This window comes from Halobacteriovoraceae bacterium, assembly GCA_020635115.1.
GTDB lineage: Bacteria > Bdellovibrionota > Bacteriovoracia > Bacteriovoracales > Bacteriovoracaceae > JACKAK01.
The window spans coordinates 38700-55121 of record JACKAK010000009.1; the positions used below are offsets into that span (position 1 = coordinate 38700).

General features: G+C 33.7%; 18 protein-coding genes. 7 read left to right on the forward strand and 11 right to left on the reverse strand.

Annotated features, from left to right (window positions below; translation table 11 throughout):
• Window positions 1–74: 74 nt before the first annotated feature.
• The gene (locus H6622_14420; protein MCB9062715.1) at window positions 75–1376 is read right to left on the reverse strand and encodes a hypothetical protein; all 1302 of its coding nucleotides are present in this window, start codon (window positions 1374–1376) and stop codon (window positions 75–77) included.
• 35 nt (window positions 1377–1411) lie between these two features.
• Between H6622_14420 and H6622_14425 the strand changes: the two genes are divergently transcribed.
• The gene (locus tag H6622_14425) at window positions 1412–1969 is read left to right on the forward strand and encodes a methyl-accepting chemotaxis protein (protein ID MCB9062716.1); all 558 of its coding nucleotides are present in this window, start codon (window positions 1412–1414) and stop codon (window positions 1967–1969) included.
• 19 nt (window positions 1970–1988) lie between these two features.
• Complete coding sequence (locus H6622_14430) at window positions 1989–2423, forward strand: DUF4442 domain-containing protein (GenBank protein MCB9062717.1); 435 nt, start codon at window positions 1989–1991, stop codon at window positions 2421–2423.
• Here H6622_14430 and H6622_14435 read toward each other — a convergent pair.
• Window positions 2420–2779: a hypothetical protein gene (locus H6622_14435; GenBank protein ID MCB9062718.1), complete on the reverse strand. Its 360-nt coding sequence runs from the start codon at window positions 2777–2779 to the stop codon at window positions 2420–2422. The two genes, H6622_14430 and H6622_14435, sit on opposite strands and share 4 nt — an antisense overlap.
• Before the next feature lie 132 nt (window positions 2780–2911).
• Here H6622_14435 and H6622_14440 point away from each other — a divergent pair, with 132 nt between their 5' ends.
• The gene (locus tag H6622_14440; protein MCB9062719.1) at window positions 2912–3769 is read left to right on the forward strand and encodes an alpha/beta fold hydrolase; all 858 of its coding nucleotides are present in this window, start codon (window positions 2912–2914) and stop codon (window positions 3767–3769) included.
• Window positions 3756–4220, forward strand: a complete 465-nt coding sequence (locus H6622_14445) for a methylated-DNA--[protein]-cysteine S-methyltransferase (GenBank protein MCB9062720.1) — start codon at window positions 3756–3758, stop codon at window positions 4218–4220. Before H6622_14440 ends, H6622_14445 begins: the two co-directional genes overlap by 14 nt.
• Here H6622_14445 and H6622_14450 read toward each other — a convergent pair.
• On the reverse strand, window positions 4200–5459 hold the full coding sequence (locus tag H6622_14450; GenBank protein MCB9062721.1) for a M48 family metallopeptidase: 1260 nt from the start codon (window positions 5457–5459) through the stop codon (window positions 4200–4202). The two genes, H6622_14445 and H6622_14450, sit on opposite strands and share 21 nt — an antisense overlap.
• Window positions 5460–5575: 116 nt before the next feature.
• On the opposite strand from H6622_14450, the gene H6622_14455 reads away from it, so the two are divergent.
• The 3 genes from H6622_14455 to H6622_14465 all read left to right on the forward strand — a co-directional run bounded on the left by H6622_14455 (window position 5576) and on the right by H6622_14465 (window position 8187).
• Entirely contained in the window at window positions 5576–6373 is a 798-nt protein-coding gene (locus tag H6622_14455) for an MBL fold metallo-hydrolase (GenBank protein MCB9062722.1), read from the forward strand.
• Between the two features lie 9 nt (window positions 6374–6382).
• Complete coding sequence (bcp, locus tag H6622_14460) at window positions 6383–6856, forward strand: thioredoxin-dependent thiol peroxidase (GenBank protein ID MCB9062723.1); 474 nt, start codon at window positions 6383–6385, stop codon at window positions 6854–6856.
• Window positions 6857–6984: 128 nt separating this feature from the next.
• Entirely contained in the window at window positions 6985–8187 is a 1203-nt protein-coding gene (locus tag H6622_14465; GenBank protein MCB9062724.1) for a hypothetical protein, read from the forward strand.
• A gap of 45 nt (window positions 8188–8232) precedes the next feature.
• Here H6622_14465 and H6622_14470 read toward each other — a convergent pair whose 3' ends face one another.
• The 8 genes from H6622_14470 to aroF are packed head-to-tail and all read right to left on the reverse strand — an operon-like array spanning window position 8233 to window position 16318.
• Entirely contained in the window at window positions 8233–8748 is a 516-nt protein-coding gene (locus H6622_14470) for a hypothetical protein (GenBank protein ID MCB9062725.1), read from the reverse strand.
• Window positions 8749–8778: 30 nt separating this feature from the next.
• A complete protein-coding gene (trpA, locus tag H6622_14475; protein MCB9062726.1) occupies window positions 8779–9567 on the reverse strand; it encodes a tryptophan synthase subunit alpha in 789 nt (262 codons plus the stop codon).
• Window positions 9568–9574: 7 nt separating this feature from the next.
• Window positions 9575–10756, reverse strand: a complete 1182-nt coding sequence (gene trpB, locus H6622_14480) for a tryptophan synthase subunit beta (GenBank protein MCB9062727.1) — start codon at window positions 10754–10756, stop codon at window positions 9575–9577.
• A gap of 6 nt (window positions 10757–10762) precedes the next feature.
• Complete coding sequence (gene trpCF, locus H6622_14485) at window positions 10763–12133, reverse strand: bifunctional indole-3-glycerol-phosphate synthase TrpC/phosphoribosylanthranilate isomerase TrpF (protein MCB9062728.1); 1371 nt, start codon at window positions 12131–12133, stop codon at window positions 10763–10765.
• Window positions 12130–13131: an anthranilate phosphoribosyltransferase gene (trpD, locus tag H6622_14490; GenBank protein ID MCB9062729.1), complete on the reverse strand. Its 1002-nt coding sequence runs from the start codon at window positions 13129–13131 to the stop codon at window positions 12130–12132. Before trpD ends, trpCF begins: the two co-directional genes overlap by 4 nt.
• Before the next feature lie 13 nt (window positions 13132–13144).
• Window positions 13145–13735, reverse strand: coding sequence for an aminodeoxychorismate/anthranilate synthase component II (locus H6622_14495; GenBank protein MCB9062730.1), 591 nt, complete (start codon window positions 13733–13735; stop codon window positions 13145–13147).
• A complete protein-coding gene (locus H6622_14500) occupies window positions 13728–15308 on the reverse strand; it encodes an anthranilate synthase component 1 (protein MCB9062731.1) in 1581 nt (526 codons plus the stop codon). Before H6622_14500 ends, H6622_14495 begins: the two co-directional genes overlap by 8 nt.
• Window positions 15305–16318: a 3-deoxy-7-phosphoheptulonate synthase gene (aroF, locus tag H6622_14505; protein ID MCB9062732.1), complete on the reverse strand. Its 1014-nt coding sequence runs from the start codon at window positions 16316–16318 to the stop codon at window positions 15305–15307. The genes H6622_14500 and aroF overlap by 4 nt, the downstream gene beginning before the upstream one ends.
• Between the last annotated feature and the right edge of the window lie 104 nt (window positions 16319–16422).

The following is a 16422-nucleotide window of genomic DNA, read 5'->3' on the forward strand; positions in this document are numbered from 1 at the left end:
CAAATAATCATTCACGGGGGCCAGTAAGGCCCCTTTTTTTATTTAACTTCTAAGCATATAAAATATTCAAAAATTTAGATTGGTGCATATCTCACACGGATGGTTAAATTATCTAAACATCCAGTACATTCGTTGCCTGCACATTCCCCCCAACCACCACCGGCTATTCCAAAGATTTCCATAAATCCTGTTCTTGGATCAAATGTCATTTTTGCCATCCAATATTTATCCCTACCATCTTTTGTTTCTGCAGTTAGATTTGGGTAAATCATTTTGACGTTAAGTCTCATTTGACAATTTGGTGGGTCAATATTTGTATCAGTGGGAGTTAAGGGCAAATTATTAGCATCAGAGAATTTTTCAGTAAAATCTGGAAAAAGTCCTACTCCCATATTCACTAATTCTATATAAACTAAAGAGCTTGGGTCAGTTTCCATTGCAGATTTTAAATTTGGAAATAGTGAATATAAATTTACTAAATGACTAACTGTTAGGTTTCTCCCTCTGAATTGATATATTCCAGTTCCAATACTTTCCCACGGCTCACCACTACCGCTTCTATGTTGTCTAGTTTCTTCTACAAGTGTAACTCCATATAAATTTGGATTAACGTCATAGAATTTTTCTTCCGTTATAAGTTCTTGAGCAATATTTGCCCAGGAAGTAGAGTTACAATACTGAAGTTTTTTTGATCGAGCATCATATCGAATCGTTCCTTCTGTCTCTGGTTTACACTCAACAGTAGACATACTAAGTTTTATACTTCCTGCTATATCTAAGCTCACTTTAGGATCTTCTAATCCAATCCCAACGTTACCAGAGTTATAAAATATATTATCTTGTCCCTGTGGGGAATTTGAGCTTAAAGACCACAGACTACTGCCACCTGCTCCTTCAATACTCAAAGCTCGACAACTTGTTATCTCCTGATTCCCATCGAGAATCACAGATAGTTTGATTTTTTTGACAGACTCTTTAACACCCACTGTACTGTGTCCTCTTGTAAAATAAACAAATAAATGGGTTGTATCATCTGTTAAGAGAGGATCTGAGTGATTAAGTTCAAACGATTTTATTTGATGTCCATTATTATTTAAATCTACCCCAGTTTTGAAAACAGCAAGACCTTCTTTATTTTTTATCTCTAGTAAAGTTCCTGTGTATGCACTTAACCCCTGAAAGTTAGAAATACATGTATCTCGGTCCGATATAATATCTCTAATTTCTGAAAGATAACTCAACTCATCACTTCTGATTTCAACAGTTTTGATGCCCTTCATACTTGAGGTGATGATGTTTCCACCAACAAGGGCCAAACCACTTAAAATGGCCGCAGCAATTATCAATTCAACCAGACTTAGTCCATTTTTATTCATAAAATACAGCTTCTTAAAAAATAATATCATTATATGTGAAAATAAAAATTATTGATACAATTTTCTATGTTTTAAATAAATTTATTGCTAAAATATTGCAAAACTATCTGATTTTACGACCAGGTGATGTTGTTTTTTTGGGGAACAAAATGAGAAGAAGTATCAAAAATATTTTTCCCATTCCAGGGTTTCAACTAAGGTTTATTATCCTAGGCTATATCTCTGGACTTGTTTTAACAATTCTCTATCTTGGGACATTTTTTCTGTATATCAAAAAAAATTTTTTGGAAGTTTTGCAAATGTCCACTTTATCCCTTGAGGTAAGAGATGTTTTAAGAACTGACATGGAAAACGTCATACAGGGGCTAATTATAATTTCAGTACTTTTCTTAATAGCTGTTGTTTTAGTTTGTATATTCTATTCTCATAAAATAGCCGGGCCAATTTCTAAATTAATTAGAACAATGGATGAAGTTTTAGAAAATAAGGACAGTGAAAAAATTGTTTTTAGAAATAAGGATGAATTTCATGAACTTGCCGATAGATTTAACAAAGTTATAAGTCACCTAAATATAAAAAATAATCGTGAATAATTTAAGAATAAGACAAAAAATACTAAAAAAAATTGTCAACTACTGGCCCCCATTTTTGGGATCTGGGATTTCTATAGATTATGTCTCCCCCGAGTTTGATACTATTGATGTTTCTTTGAAATTGCGATTTTGGAACCGAAATTATGTTGGATCTCATTATGGAGGTTCTTTGTATTCCATGTGTGACCCTTTTTACATGTTAATTCTTATCGAAAGACTTGGCGAAGAATATATCGTCTGGGACAAAAAGGCCGAAATTGAATTTCTTCATCCTGGAAAATCGAAAGTATTTGCCCATTTCCATGTATCTCCCGAGGCCATCCAAGAAATTCACAATGCCTGTGAAGATGGGAAAAAACATGAGCCAATTTTTGAAGTTTTTATAACCGATGGTGATAATCGAAAAATTGCACGAGTCACAAAAACTTTGTGGATAAAGAAGAAAATGTATTAGGACGTAATTAATTCTACTTTCATTTTGTATTTTTGAGCAATTTTTTCAACTGCACTATAGGCCTCTTGATGAGTAAAAAGTACATCAAGAATTGTAAAGGTTTTATCGATAGGGATTTTGCATCCACTTTCACATATAAAATCATTTGAATAAACTTCAATTTTATTAATTGGCTCTATATTCTGAAAATTGGAATACCACTTAAGAAAATCTTCAACCTTGTTCTCAAATTCCTCAAGAATTTCATCATGGTCTTGCGTTTCTATATTGAATAAAAAACGTCCAGTATCACGAGACCTACCGTTGACTGAGAGGTGAATAAGTCCTCTTTTGCAAATCGTCATTGTGTCGTTCAAACATATTGGACAATATAATCTTTTTGTCATGACTCAAGCTCTCTGTTTATGATACTCTTTTCGTGTTTTTAATAAACCTATTCTCAATTAAAATTTTGCGTCCGTTCACTGTTTAATAGTAGAGGGAAAATTGTGATTATAGAAGAAAAGACTTTAGAAATTGCAGAAGACAAAGAAATTCATCTGAAAATCAAAGAATCTGGTGCCCCCATTTGGATTATTGGGACTCATGGATTGGGAGAACACTCAGGGAGGCATACTTATTTGTTTGATCTTTTTGCTTCTGATTTTAATATTTGCCTCTACGATCTTAGGGGGCATGGCAAAAGCTTCGGAAAAAGAGGAAACGTAGGATCATTTTCAGATTACTTTGATGATCTTGAGGCCTTGCTTGAATTTCTTAAAAGAGAATATAAAGTTAAACGATATGTTCTCTTCGGACATTCAATGGGTGCACTCATCACTGCCGGATTTATTCAGCGTTATGTAAAAGAAGATTTTTATCCAGAAAGAATTATCTTGAGCGCTCCTCCTGCCGTTGTTGGAGGGCCAGCTGGTCAGTTTTTTAAATATGCCCCAGATATATTACTATCAAACTTAGTAAAATTACCTTCTATTCCTTTGGCCGGTCTTGTTGATCTTGATAATCTCTCACATGATCCATACGTCAAAGAACAATATCTTGAAGATGCTCTAAATTGTTTGAAAATACATACACATTTAGTATTTGAACTCATTAAGGCCAGTAAAGATATTTTTTCTAGGCCTTTAAGGACTAAATGTTCTGCTCTTTGTGTCAGTGGTAGTGAAGACCATATTATAGGACAAAAAGATTTAGTATACTATTTCTCAACTGTAGATAAGGGAACTATGCATAAAGTATTTAATGGTGCTTATCATGAATTGCACAATGAACTTGCAAAATATCGAGAGCCTTATTTTGATTACCTTAAGAATTATTTGAGAGATTTAATCTATGACGCCCAATAAAGAATTTCTCATTCACACAATGGTGGGCGATTTCCTAGTCGTGCATGATGAGGAAGAAATTTTTAAATGTGAGCTCTTAAAACAAGAAACAATAATAAATCCTATCCCAACTTGTACTCTCGAAGAACAAATTCTTGATCAGGTAGAAAAGTACAATTCGGGAGAGCTTAAAAAGTTTGATCTTCCATTACATTTTAAAGGTACTCCATTTCAGATCAAAGTTTGGAAACAAATACTCTCAATTCCTTGTGGCAAAACAATAACCTACAGTGATATTGCTCAAAAACTTAAATCAAGAGCATATCAGGCCATAGGAAACTCATGTGGAAAAAACCCATTCGCACTTCTAGTGCCATGCCATAGAGTAAAGGCAAAAAATGGACTTGGTGGTTTTTTTTATGGCCTTAAATTGAAAAAAAAATGGCTCGAATTAGAGGGCGTGATCCTTTAGCTCATCTAAATGTTCTACTCTTATGAGAGCTGGTGGATGTGAGTGATAAAACTTACTATAAAGTGGATCTGGAGTTAAGGTACTTGCATTATCTTTATAGAGTTTAACTAAAGCTGAAATTAATTCAGATGCATTTGAATACTTTGCTGCAAATGCATCCGCTTCGAACTCATGCTTTCTGGATGACAAAGAATTAATAGGTGTAATCAAAAATGTGTAGACATCCGAAACCATTGAAAACAAGAGGAGTCCCATATAAATAGATACATTCTGTACTCCATGTCCATTAAAAAAACTTTGGCTTTGGATTAACTGACCTAAAATCGCAAAACCTATCAATGAAAATATAAATGACTTAGCTATATTTTTAAGAACATGCTTCATTTTAAAATGCCCTAACTCATGGGCCAAGACTGCTTCAACTTCTCCGGGTGTTAAAGTCTTAATAAGAGTATCAAAGAAAACAATTCTCTTATTTTGTCCAAAACCTGTAAAATATGCGTTTCCATGTGAACTCCTTATTGAAGCATCCATGACAAATAATCCTTTACTTGTGAATCCAGTTTTTTCAAGTAATTTTAAAACTTTTTCTTTTACTTCACCTTCTTCCATTTCTGTAAACTTATTAAAAATGGGAGCTATGAGTGTAGGGTACAACCAAAGCATAAGAACCTGTATAATACATAAGAAGGCCCAGGCATAAACCCACCAAAATGTTCCCAATTTCTCCATAATCCATAATATTCCTGTTAATATTGGTCCTCCGATTAAAATCCCAAGGGCCGTACCCTTAATCATATCCACAATAAATGTTTTAGGTGTTGTTTTATTAAAACCAAATTTTTCTTCTAGTACAAATGTTGAATAAAGTGATTCAGGCAATGAAATTAACATTGAAACTATAGCAAACAGACCAAAACAAATTAATCCAGTGGCAATATTTCCCTGATTAAAACCCTTGGCATACTCATCTATGTAGTTAAGTCCACCTCCAAGTGTCCAACCCAAAAGTACCAACGTTCCTATTACTCCTGATACTAAACCAAAATTGATTTTACTAGATGAATACAAAGCGGCCTTTTGATGATCCGCAAGTTCAACTTTATCTCTGAAAGTATTTGGAACCTCTTTTGAATGCTTATTGATATACTCTTTGTTTCTAAGGTCTAGATATATTTTAATTGTGAATTTCATGATTAAGAAAACTAAAAACAGGATCGATACTTCTTTTGAGGTCATTTTTTTCCCTTGATGGATTGCAAAAAGATTCAGTATTATAACTCCGTATTTATGAATACTCAAAAATAACTAAATATTTGTTCAACTCTGAGCATTATTAGAGAAAAAGGTATCCTATGAAAGTACATCAACTTTTTCCAGATTCACCCCTGAGAAATTTTAATTATTTAATTCAAAACTCAAAGAAAGAAGTTATTTGCATTGATCCCCTTGACGCACAATATATCCTAGACGAAATTGAAAAAATTGGGGGAAAACTTATTGCAATTATAAATACACATGAACATGATGATCACATTGGAGGAAATAAAGTACTCGCAAGAAAAACAAAATGCAAAGTATATGCTCATAAAGATCTTGAATCTAAAATTCCCAAAATGAGCCATCCTTTAGAAAAAGGCGATATTATTGACATTGAAAACGGTACATTTTTAGAAGTTCTAGAAACTCCAGGCCACACCTATTCAAGTATATGTCTTCTTCTTTACGTTAACGATAAACCTTATGCGTTATTTTCTGGAGACACTCTTTTCAATGCTGGTGTCGGAAACTGCTATCATGGAGGAAACCCCGAGCTTCTTTATCAAACAATTTATCGTCAAATAAATGAACTTGCTGATGAAATTATTGTGTATCCTGGACATGAATATTTGGGAAATAATATCCAATTTACCCTAGATAGAGAGCCTGGTAATAATGACGCCCAAAAAATGTTCGATCGTTATAAGAAAAAACTTAAGGCCGAACATATTCTAACAACAATAGGTGAAGAAAAAAAAATTAATAGTTTTATGAGAATAGAACAAAAGGAAGTTGTTGAAGGGGTTCGAAAGACTTTTCAAATTGAAGATAGCACTGAATTGGGTGACAAACAAGTTTTTGTGAAATTAAGACAATTACGAGATAAATGGTAGAGGTAACAAATGAGTAAATTAAAAATTGGTAGTAATGCCCCATCATTTTCATTAAATGACCAAGATGGAAATAAAGTGTCTTTGAAAGATTTCAAAGGAAAGAAAAAGGTTCTTCTCTATTTCTATCCGAGGGCCTTGACTCCAGGATGCACAGTTCAGGCGTGTGGAATTACTGATTCTAAGAAAAAATTTGATAAATTTAACACTGTGGTTTTAGGTGTAAGTCCAGATGAACCAGAGAAGCTTACAAAGTTTGTAGAAAAAAAGAATTTAAATTTTACTCTCTTGAGTGATCCTGATCATAAAATCGCTGAAAAGTATGGTGTGTGGGGAAATAAGAAATTTATGGGTAAAGAATTTATGGGAATTCTTCGTACAACTTTTATTATTGGCCAGGATGGAAAAATTTTACACATTATGGATAAGGTAAATACAAAAACTCATCATGATGATGTTCTTAAGATCCTGAAAACTCTTGAATAGAAGCGTCGCGAAACTCATTTGATTGACTCTCAAACAAGAAGTTGTATTTTAAAGTCAGAATTATTATGTAGTCAGTTAATTTCTTAATTAAGTAGAATGTGCTAGAGGTTTCTCAGGGAGGATGGACTTTGAAAAAAAAATCAATTCTAATTTTTATTTTATTTTTTTCTGTTCAACATAAAATTTTCGCCAATTCTTATGAATTTATGGCCTACAATGTAGAAAATCTTTTTGATCTTACTCATGATAATGCCAAGAATGATTGGACTTTTCTACCAAAAGATTACCCTGAAAAAAAAGAACATTGCCTGGCCATTAAAAGTAAATTTCGTTCAAAAGAATGTTTATCAACTAATTGGACACATGAAAAACTTGAAATCAAACTTAATCAAATTGTTAGAGTTATCAAGTCTCGCTCTGCGCAGCTTCCTGACTTCTTGGCAATTACAGAGGTTGAAGGTAATAGGCCTGACAAACCAATCAAAGATACTCAAAATGAATCTCAAGGTGTCGCCAATATGCTGGCCAAGAGGTTAGGGTATGGAAATAAGTTTCTTATTACAAATGGGCCAGACCAACGAGGAATAGATGTTGCACTTTTTTATAAAGGAGAAAATGCTCAACTTGTGAATTATCAAGAATTGCGATTAAGTGGAAATTACTTCGAAAGAAAGCCAACAAGAGATGTTTTGCAAGTCGATTTTTTAATTGAAAATAAACATAAATTAACCATTTTTGTAAACCACTGGCCCTCTCAGGGAAACCCTGATCAAACCAGGGTTATTGCAGCGACCAAATTAAAGAAAGTAATTCAGAATCTACAAGCACAAGATCCTGAGAGATTAATCATCCTCACAGGAGACTTTAATACAGTAGACGACGATCACCCTCATCCTTTTAAAACAGTTTTTTTTCCAGGTGATTTCTTAAGAGATGTCCATCACTGTTATATGTCTAGTGATTTTGTTTCTGAAGAGTGGAAAAAACGAATGCCCCGTGGAACATATTTCTTTTATCGAGATATGGTCTGGAACTATCTTGATCGTTTCTTTGTAAATGAAAATCTTCTTGATGGTAAAGGATTGGATATTGATCTTGAAAGTTACCATATTTATGCTCCGGATTTTATTACCAAATCTTTCAAATATAGAGATAGACAAGATCCTGCTTACGGGACAAAAATAATGAATACTCCAAAAAGCTATAATTTTGGTGCAACGACTTCTAAAAATGCTGGATTTTCTGATCATTTCCCAATATATGTGAAGTTTACAACTGATGCAGAAAAACTTAAAAAAAATTCTATGAGTAAATGTACTCAATTGAGATAATTTTTAATCGGATTTTTTTAATATTTTTGTTTTTCTTTTAAAAAATTATACTGTTGTACTTTTATCGATAAGTCCAACTCGAAATCTCATTAGATCGTATATATTTTTATTATTATAAAGTCTCATGGTAATTCTTGGCCCCACGAAAATGCTTTGCTCAATACCAATAATGTGAAATCCATACTTTAATTTTATTGCAATTATTTTGTTATTGAAAAGTTGATGGTTTGACTCGATTTCATCAAAACCTTTAGTTTCTTTTAACATAAGTTTCAACATTTCTTGATAAATTCCTCTTCCTCTGTATTCCTTTTCTACTAAAGATATTTGCATTGAGAACCTATTTTTTTTTACAGATTCTCCTGTCGAAAGACCAATCAGATTTTCTCCATCAAATGCCGCAATATTTATTTTTTTTCTTTTAATTTCAAATTCTTCATCACCCGTAGTTTCAACATCTTTTGGAGAGAGAAATATACCTTGACTTTTTAAATTTTTATCGACTAAATTCTTAAAAATTTCTTCATCATACTTGTCGACAATTTTGATATTGATCGCCATGAAACGATACTCCTCTATTGTAAAATAAATCTAGAATGTTGCAGATTTTATTTCACAAACCAATCCTTTAAGATTCGTAAAAAGGTCATCTTTATTTGAAAAATTTTCAGCAATAATTTTTACAATCGCTGAACCTACAATGACTCCATCAGCACCACTTTCAATTGCTTTTTCTACATCTTTCTTACCCGAAATTCCAAAACCTTGATAAACTGGTATCCCAAATTTTTTAAGCTCAGATATATTTGAACTTAAATCAATTGTTGTTTTAAGATTTACCCCCGTTACTCCGCTTCTTCCAACAAGATAAATATATCCCTCAGAATTTTTAGCAATATATTCAAGAGTTGAATGATCTGCATTTGGAGGAGCTAAAAGTACCTTTGAAATATTATTTTTTGAAAAATGATAATTAAAAAAATCACCCATCTCAATGGGCAGATCTGCAAACAAAATTGAATCCACTCCAATTCGAGAAAGTTCTTTGAAAAATTGATCAACCCCAAAACCAGTCGCTAGATTACAATAGCTCAGTAAGCCAATTGGAATTTCTGGATACTTTGAACGAATTTTTTCAATAATTCTAAAGGCGTCTTTGGTAAATGTATTAGCTTTTAAAGCTCGCTGATTGGCATCCTGAATAACAACTCCATCCGCAACAGGATCAGAAAAAGGAAGTCCTAATTCCAAAGCATCAGCACCATTTTGAATGAGAAACTGAATAATCTCAAATGAAAGCTCAGGGTTTGGATCACCTAAAGTGACAAAAGGTATAAAAACTTTTTTATTATTCGTTTTTAATTTTTCATATCTATTCATTTTTAACTCATTTTTTAAGATATTGATTCACTGTAGAGAGATCTTTATCTCCACGCCCTGAAATATTAACAACAAAAATTTGTTCTTTCGTAGGATCTTCATACATAAGTTTTAAGGCATAAGCTAAAGCATGGGAAGACTCTAGTGCCGGAATTATTCCCTCATGTCTACAAAGAGACTGAAAAGCACCAAGTGCTTCATCATCTGTTACAGATGTATAAGTTGCCCTTCCTGTCTGGGCCAGATATGCATGCTGTGGGCCTACAGATGGAAAGTCTAACCCTGCTGAAATGGAATAGGATTCCTTTATTTGTCCATCATGTTCTTGCATAAGAAATGAATGCATTCCAAAAAAAATACCTTTTTGATTATTATATATTGGTGCCCCATGCATATTTGTTTCTAGACCTTTACCTGCAGGCTCAACTCCAATAAGTTTTACATCTTCATCAGAGAGAAAATCATTGAAAATTCCAATTGCATTTGACCCTCCTCCAACACAAGCGATGACAGCATCAGGTAACTTTCCTTCTTCAGAGAGAATTTGCTGTTTTGCTTCTTCTCCAATAATCTTTTGAAAATGACACACAATTTTTGGGAAAGGATGGGGACCTGCGGCCGTACCTAATAAATAATGAGCAGTAGGGTAGTTTAAGCTCCAATCTCTTAAGGCCTCATTACATGCATCTTTTAAAGTCGCACTACCACTTGTCACTGGAATAACTTCAGCTCCAAGAAGACGCATCCTAAATAGGTTTGGCTCTTGCCTTTTGCAATCGACTTCTCCCATATAAATACGACATTTAATATTCATTAAAGCACAAATCATCGCCGTCGCTACTCCATGTTGTCCAGCGCCAGTTTCTGCTATGATTTCATTTTTTCCCATGTATTTACATAATAAGGCCTGGCCTATAACTTGATTGGTTTTATGGGCCCCTCCATGAAGTAAATCTTCGCGTTTAAGATATATTTTAGTTTTTGTGCCTCTGGACAGATTACGACAAAGGGTTAAAGGAGTTGGCCTTCCTGCGTATTTTGAAAGTAAATCTGAAAATTCTTGGTTAAATTTCGGATCATCTTTACATTTCACAAACGCTTGTTCAAGTTCAATTAGAGAGGGAATCAGAATTTGAGGAACAAACATTCCCCCAAATTCACCATAGAAAGGATCTAATAATGTTTTCATAAATACTCAGTAATTAATAATTTGTTTAAAAGTTTCTTTTATTTTATCAAGATCTTTAAGTCCGTCATCATTTTCCAATTTTGAATTGAGATCAAGTCCTACACAACCAATTTGAGAGGCCTCTTTCACGTTTGCGGGGCCTATCCCACCGGCGAGCAGAATTTTTTCTTTTGGAAGATTATTTAAAATTGACCAGTCAAATGTCGTACCGGTTCCGCCAAATTGACCAAGTTTTCTTGAATCAATGACAAAAATTTCAACATCCACTAAATTGAGGAGGTCTATTTGATCAGCAGAGATCGCCTTCCATATTTTACAATCATTTGGAAGCTGGTTTTTAAGTTCATGGATATAAGATTCATTTTCATCTCCATGCAGTTGTACAACTTGAAGAGGAACATTCTCAATAACTTTTTTAATCTCTTCAATGCTTTGATTACAAAATATTCCAACAATAGGAAGGGGGGAGTTTTTGGTTATTTCAATCGCCTTTGAAATTTCTACAAAACGAGGAGAAGTTTTAATAAAATTGATTCCCGCATAGGCTGCCCCTGCTTCGTAAACTGCAGCTAATATTTCAGAAGAAGTTATTCCGCATACTTTGTTTTTCCCATAAATTAAAGACCTACAGGCATAATCTAGATTACTTTCTTTCATGAGAGAAGTTCCAATAAGAAAACCATCTGCTTTAATTTTATTTTCTTTAATCTGTGCGTGATTGGAAATTCCTGATTCACTAATAACAACCGGAGAATTTGTTAGAAGTTTTGCTAGCCTTTCACATTTCTTTAAGTCAATTGTGAAATCCTTAAGATTCCTGTTGTTAATTCCAACCACTTTTGAACCTAATTGATTGGCCCTTAATGCTTGTTGCTCAGTCGCAATCTCAGTGAGAACCCCCATCCCAAGTTCGTGTGCAATTGAGCTCAGATTAAGATATTCTTCATCTGTTAATATCTCTAGAATCAAAAGTATAGCATCGGCCCCATGAAAACGAGCACGATAAATTGTATATTCATCGATGACAAAGTCTTTACACAAAATTGGCAAAGTAGTCACTTCTCTTACTAATTTAAGATCGTTGAAACTTCCAAAGAAAAATTTTTCATCGGTTAGAACACTTATAGCACTAGCATATTGGTTGTATACCTTTACACTTTCAACAGGATTATAATTGGGATTTATAATTCCTCTTGAAGGTGATCCTTTTTTACACTCTAAAATAAAGTGGGTTTTTTTTATCGATAGAATTTGATAGAAGAGGTCATTTGTTTTCTTACAATTACTTTTAAGAAAATCTAATGAAAACGATTTTTTTGCAAGCTCATTTTCTATTTTTTTATGTTCAACAATGGTACTTAGGATATTTTTCTTCATTTTCTTTGTGCTAGCCTCTTAATTACTTTCATTGGTTCATCTGTACTTAGCATATCCATCGCCATATGTGATGCGCTTTTATAATCTTTTGCTTTACTGGCCATAACAAGCAGTGGAGAAACATTCATTGCTATCATTTTCTTTTGTCCTTCACTCCCTTTTCCATCTAAAATTAAAAGTGATTTCTCCAAGTTCCTTTGTTTGTCTCCACCTTTAATTTCTTCAATGGAAAATTCTGCAAAACCAAATGTTTTTGGAGAGAGTGTAAAAGGTTTGCAACTTCCTTGTTTTACTTCAATAGCTAATGTTTCACCATTTGGAGAAATTTCATCGAGACCATTACCATGGATGACTAACGCATGTTCGGGTCCTATTTCATTTAAGACTCCTGCAATAGGAGTTAAAAGCTCTTTCGAATAAACTCCAACCATTTGATACGTTGGCCTAACTGGGTTAACCAATGGCCCTAAAATATTGAAGATGGTTCTTGTTTTCAACATCGTTCTGACAGGCATAACATGTTTAAAACTTTTGTGAAATAAAGGAGCAAATAAAAAACAAATTCCAACTTCTTCAAGATCAGATTTGAGTTCTCTTGGGCCTTTCATAAAATTCACATTGAGGGCCTCTAATAAATCAAAAGAACCACATTTTGAAGATACGCTTCTATTCCCATGTTTGGCCATCTTTACTCCAAGGGCCGCGGCCGTAATCGAAGATAATGTCGATACGTTAATCGTGTCTGAATGATCTCCTCCTGTTCCAACGATATCTCCAACAGGTTCAGAGAGAATAGGGTAGAGTTCTGCTGCGGCCAAGATTTCTAGTGCCGCTCCAGTAATTTCTTTATCAGTTTCTTTTTTTACACGAAATGCTGTTAAAATTGAACTAATGATAATGGGATCAACTTGACCGGCCAGTATTTCTTTGAAAATTCTTTGGGATTCAAAAATAGATAAGTTATTTCCGTCATATAGTTTTTCTAGAATCTCTTTCAATTGAACTCCTCTTTTATATGAAAAGAAAATTAAGGGCATTCGATAAAAATGTTTTACCATGTATAGTCATAATAGACTCAGGGTGAAATTGAAACCCTATAACTTTCTTTTTTTTGTCGAATACTATCATTGGTATATCATCAACTGAGGATAGAACATCAAGTTCACAAGGAATTTCACTTCCCTGTAATGAATGATAGCGACCGATTGTTTCTGTTTTTCCCAAACCTCGAAATAATGGATGGTCACTTAAATTTAATATGGAAGTTTTTCCATGAACGACTTTGTTTGATTTGATCACTTTACCACCATAGGCCTGAATTAATGCTTGATGGCCAAGGCATATCCCTATCATCGGGATTTTTCCAAGATATTTATCAATTATAGGAAGTAAATTACCAGCACTTTGAGGATTTCCTGGCCCTGGAGATAACACTAATGCCATCTTACCCAAATGAGAGTTAATGGCCTTGTCTAAGACATCCATTTCGATATTATTTCTGTATATATCAACTAAAGTATTTGAAGCACGAATTTGATCTACTAAGTTGTAAGAAAATGAATCAAAGTTATCTATCATTATAACCTTATTAACATTACTCATATTGATCCTCACTTAGTTGAATTGCTTTAATTACCGCATGTGCCTTATCTTTTGTCTCCATAGCTTCGGCCATTGGATCTGAATCATAAACTACTCCAGCACCAGCTTGCACATAGGCCATTTTATTTTTTACAAATGCTGAACGAATAACAATACAAGTATCAAAATTGCCCTCACCTGTAATGTAGCCAACGGCCCCTCCATATGGGCCTCGTTCTTGTTTTTCAATATTTCTTACGATATTTATCGCTGAAATCTTTGGAGCACCTGTCAATGTTCCCATATTCATTGTTGCCTGATAAGCATGTAAAGCATCAAGGTCTTCTTTTAAAATACCATTCACTTGAGAAACGAGGTGCATGACTCGACTATAACGATCTACTTTCATCAATGGTGAAACAAAGCGAGTACCTGTTTGGGAAATTTTCGCGACATCATTTCTGGCCAGATCGACTAACATCATATGCTCTGCGACTTCTTTTTCACACATTCTAAGTTCAAGTTCGTGCCGGCCATCTAAGTCTAAATCAATCGTTCCATCTTCCTTAAGGCCTCTTCTTCTGGTTCCTGCAATTGGATAAATATGAATACTTCTTTCTTTTGCTAAGAATTTTAAAGCACTCTCTGGAGATGACCCGAAAAGTTCAAAATCATCATCATTCATATAAAACATATAAGGCCCTGGATTTATACCAATCAAGTTTCGAAAACATTTTAATGCATTATTACAGGACATTTTAAAAGTTCGTGATAATACAGCTTGAAAAATGTCTCCTTCAATAATTTTTTGCTTTATATTCGATACATGTTTTGCAAATTCTTCATCTGATATATTCATTTCGTAATTAAAAGAATTAGATTCCGGAAATGTTGTGTTATCAAATTCCTTTTTACTCAATTGGCCATAACTCTTTTTAATTTCACCCATTTTTCGAGAATATTCATGAAAACTTCGAGTATATGATTTTCCTCCAAACAAGCATGTCTGTAATTTTGATTTGCCTGTTGAATGATCTACTTTGGCCATCAGTTGTGCAACGTATAGAGTAAAGTATGGACATGATGTTTCGCTTTTACTGACAGGTGCTAGTTTTTCAAATGTTTCTATAAAATCATATGAAAAATTTCCACCTAAGAAAAGATCACTCTTGCTTTCAAGACAATCAATTGAAGCAATTATTTTTCTGACAATACTAAATGGCCCTTCACATCTTAATCTTTCATCTTCTGAAATTTTTGAATCTGTTTGAGATTCAAATTTGATTTGGATTTCATCTTGAGATACTTTGCTGATTTCAGTTTCTGAAAATATATTCAACAAATGAGTTAGTAAATCTTTACCATTTTCAGTTAGAGCAATGACACTAATAAGCCTATCATGGGCAACTATTTTTACAGCACTTTCAAGAATCATAAGACTTTCTTGCTTTTTCTTAGAATCAATTTCAGAACTCATCAAAAGCAGTGTATTTTTAGACATTGAAAATTTATTAAAAAAAATGACTGGATCAACAATACAATCAATTTGTAGGTTAATGCTTGTCATTTTGCCTAGATTTATTTCACTAATCATAAGGTTTTTCCAAAAATTGTTGAAATTTGTGAAATTTCTCGAATTAATTGTTTAAATTGTTGTGGATACAAAGACTGTTTACCATCTGATAGAGCTACTTCAGGGTTAGGATGTGTTTCTACAATGATACCATCTGCACCAACCGCTATGGCCGCTTTGGTTAGTGGATTAACTAAATTTCTAACTCCTGTTCCATGACTTGGATCGACAATTATTGGAAGTTGACTTTTTTCTTTTATATAGGCCACAGAGTTTAAATCAAGCGTATTTCGGGTTGTTGTTTCAAAAGTTCTTATCCCTCTTTCACAAAGAATAATTTGATCATTTCCAGCATTGTAAATATATTCAGCTGCAAGGAGAAATTCCTCAACAGTAGCAGACATACCCCTTTTGAGAACAACTGGTTTATTAGTTTTTCCCATGGCCTCTAATAATCTGTAGTTTTGCATATTTCGGGCACCAATTTGATAAGCATCCACATGTTCATAAATGAGTTCTATATCTTTTGTTTCTATAACTTCGGAAACAATAGACATGTTGTATTGTTTTTTGATTTCATTTAAAATACTTAAACCCTCTAGCCCCAGGCCTTGAAAAGAGTAGGGTGAAGTACGAGGTTTAAAAATTCCAGCTCGAAAACATGTTACTCCGGTTTCGTTTATATATTCTGCTGAATCCAATGCTTGAACTAAGGTTTCAATCCCACAAGGGCCAGCGATTATCCCCAGGTGTCCTCCTCCAAATTTAGTAGATCCAATTTTCACTATTTTTTCATGTGAGTGAAATTCTTTACTGACGAGTTTGTATTTCGATAGGATGGGGCGCAATTCTTCTACAGCAGGGTCAGCTTCTAAATTTAATGATTGCAGGATTCTTTCATCACCAATTGCACCCAGCACAATTCGTTCAATTCCTGGCATACATAATGGTTTTAGTCCCTTATCTTCTATTTTTTTTAAAATGATTTCTGCCTGTTGCATCTCAACTTCTGGTCTAAGTACAATTATCATTTTTACCTCAAAAAAAAGGCCCACTAAATTAGTGGGCCTGGTTATGTTTTAAAAATTTATCATGCTGATTAAAACAAACTCTCACCCATAAATAACTAATTTCC

Coding starts and splice junctions, on each gene's coding strand:
- trpA (MCB9062726.1), bottom strand. CDS start 9,567: ATGAATAGATATGAAAAATTAAAAACGAATAATAAAAAAGTTTTTATA.
- H6622_14495 (MCB9062730.1), bottom strand. CDS start 13,735: ATGAGTAATGTTAATAAGGTTATAATGATAGATAACTTTGATTCATTT.
- H6622_14445 (MCB9062720.1), top strand. CDS start 3,756: ATGACGCCCAATAAAGAATTTCTCATTCACACAATGGTGGGCGATTTC.
- H6622_14420 (MCB9062715.1), bottom strand. CDS start 1,376: ATGAATAAAAATGGACTAAGTCTGGTTGAATTGATAATTGCTGCGGCC.
- trpB (MCB9062727.1), bottom strand. CDS start 10,756: ATGAAAACATTATTAGATCCTTTCTATGGTGAATTTGGGGGAATGTTT.
- aroF (MCB9062732.1), bottom strand. CDS start 16,318: ATGATAATTGTACTTAGACCAGAAGTTGAGATGCAACAGGCAGAAATC.
- H6622_14455 (MCB9062722.1), top strand. CDS start 5,576: ATGAAAGTACATCAACTTTTTCCAGATTCACCCCTGAGAAATTTTAAT.
- bcp (MCB9062723.1), top strand. CDS start 6,383: ATGAGTAAATTAAAAATTGGTAGTAATGCCCCATCATTTTCATTAAAT.
- H6622_14470 (MCB9062725.1), bottom strand. CDS start 8,748: ATGGCGATCAATATCAAAATTGTCGACAAGTATGATGAAGAAATTTTT.
- H6622_14450 (MCB9062721.1), bottom strand. CDS start 5,459: ATGACCTCAAAAGAAGTATCGATCCTGTTTTTAGTTTTCTTAATCATG.
- H6622_14500 (MCB9062731.1), bottom strand. CDS start 15,308: ATGATTAGTGAAATAAATCTAGGCAAAATGACAAGCATTAACCTACAA.
- trpCF (MCB9062728.1), bottom strand. CDS start 12,133: ATGAAGAAAAATATCCTAAGTACCATTGTTGAACATAAAAAAATAGAA.